Origin of the sequence: Pseudoalteromonas luteoviolacea NCIMB 1942, assembly GCF_001625595.1 — a bacterium.
Lineage (GTDB): Bacteria > Pseudomonadota > Gammaproteobacteria > Enterobacterales > Alteromonadaceae > Pseudoalteromonas > Pseudoalteromonas luteoviolacea_A.
In genome coordinates, this window is sequence record NZ_AUXT01000096.1 from 1 (window position 1) to 1,875 (window position 1,875).

Genomic DNA, 1,875 nt, shown 5'->3' on the forward strand with positions numbered 1-1,875 from the left:
TTTAATGGCTGGATTAATTGCTTATACCTTTCAGGCTAAAAAGCCGAGTATAAAAGTAACTCGGCTTTAATTCTTATGCAGATCTGAGGTTCTTTAGATATATTGGCAGCATAGCGGTAACTATGAGCGCCTTCTACTAATAACCGCCTAGCGTGACCATTACCACATTTAGTAATTGCGCCAATATGCCTTTTACCATCGCTCGAGTGTTCACTTGGCACGAGGCCAAGATAACTCATCAGTTTACGCGGGTGGTCGAATCGCGTTAAATCTCCCACACCAGCGGCCACGAGTAAACGGACGCAGCGCATGGCCTGAATGGCTTTGACAACTGGGTAGTAACGCCATTGATAAACATGGTGAGAGAGTTCATTGTCGAGTCGTTCTAATCGGGCAGTTCGTTCAGTGATGGTTTGAATAAACTCTTGCAGAACGATTTGTTGTGCGGGGTGTGACAATACAAGTTCAGTGAGCCAGCGTAAGTGTTTAAGTGACCAGTTTGCGGTGCCAGCGTAGTTAATATTATTGCGAAGTAGCAGTACTTTTAGTTGGTACTTAGCATCTTTTAAGTCCTTCATGGCGATTTCTCTGGCGCGAAATAAATCTCTAATTGCTTCATCTTCAGGCTCAGGTACATAAATAGGGGTTAAATCTTCAGATTTAAGTAATTTAGCGAAGTTTAGAGCATAACGCTTTTTAGGAATTGGGGATGGTGCAACGACATAACAGCAATGCCCAAGAGAAGTGATTAAGTGGTAAATCCAATAACCACAAGGACCTGCTTCATAAACAAAGTGCAGGGTTGCATTTGGGTATTTAGATTCAAATTGCCTGATAAGCTTTTTAATAACGACTTTAGCAGAAGAAATACGACCGAAATGGATGGGTTGCGCACCACGGTTATCTTCAATATAAGCGACTTCGATGAATTCTTTATAGGTATCTAAACCAATGAAAAGTATGCTATATTTGTTCATGTTAGTCTCTGCTGTTTAGTTATTTGACAAACTAATTATGGCTCTGGCTTTTAGCTAACCCACGAAAATGCGGAGGCTAGCACCGTGTGGGAGTCATTATGTCTATGTGAATGGAGTAGAAACAAGCTATGGAATACAAAGTCGTTAAAGATTATCAGGACGCCCCAGAGTCGCCGATTCGAATAGTAAAAGGTGAAAGGTTACAGCTTGTCGAAGAATCAAACCCTGAAGGAGATTGGGCAAACTGGATTTTATGCCGAGGGGAAAATAAAGAAGGATGGGTTCCTAAACAAATACTAGTTATCGAGAATAATGAAGTAACTGTGCTTGAGGACTATGTTGCTAATGAACACAACCTAACGGTAGGTGAAATTCTAGTACAAGAACATGAATTAAACGGTTGGATCTGGAGTAAGAAGTTAGGTAATTCGGAAGAATTAGCTTGGGCTCCTTTAAATCACCTGCGTGCTGTGTGAATTCACATAACACATATGAGCCTTAACTTTGTCAATAGGCACTAGTATTCTTTTTGACCGTTTTTATTCAGTGACGGTCAATTCTAAATCAATAAAAAAATTCGTTTACTTCGTCTGTCGATGTGGCTATTAAGCAAGTCGCTTACTGCAAACAAATATAGAGGCTTTCTTATTACGATCTCATCGCAGCCTGCCTTTTCCATATCCATATGATTTAACAGGGGCATTAGATATTCTTCGGTTAACCTAAGCATGGCACTATTCAAGGCGGTTGGTTTCACTATTGTGATCCAGTTAGTTAAGGCTCAGGTCTGTGGGCATATAATCAGAGGGCGTTCAAAATTCTGTGTCAGCTTAAAAAGTTAAATATCAAGCACGCTATCTAAACGCCCTTCAAAATAAATCGCTAACTGAGATAAACA

At 40.4% G+C, this 1,875-nt stretch carries 1 protein-coding gene and 1 pseudogene; one reads left to right on the forward strand and one right to left on the reverse strand.

The genetic code is table 11. The features are described from left to right. Positions 1–80: 80 nt before the first annotated feature. A pseudogene (locus N482_RS05410) lies at positions 81–977 on the reverse strand (IS110 family transposase); the annotation flags it as partial. 128 nt (positions 978–1,105) lie between these two features. Between N482_RS05410 and N482_RS05415 the strand changes: the two are divergent. Continuing rightward, a complete protein-coding gene (locus tag N482_RS05415; protein WP_063376097.1) occupies positions 1,106–1,453 on the forward strand; it encodes an SH3 domain-containing protein in 348 nt (115 codons plus the stop codon). Positions 1,454–1,875: the final 422 nt, after the last annotated feature.

Excerpts from the sequence above, each read along its gene's own strand:
- N482_RS05415 (WP_063376097.1), top strand. The coding sequence starts at position 1,106 with ATGGAATACAAAGTCGTTAAAGATTATCAGGACGCCCCAGAGTCGCCG.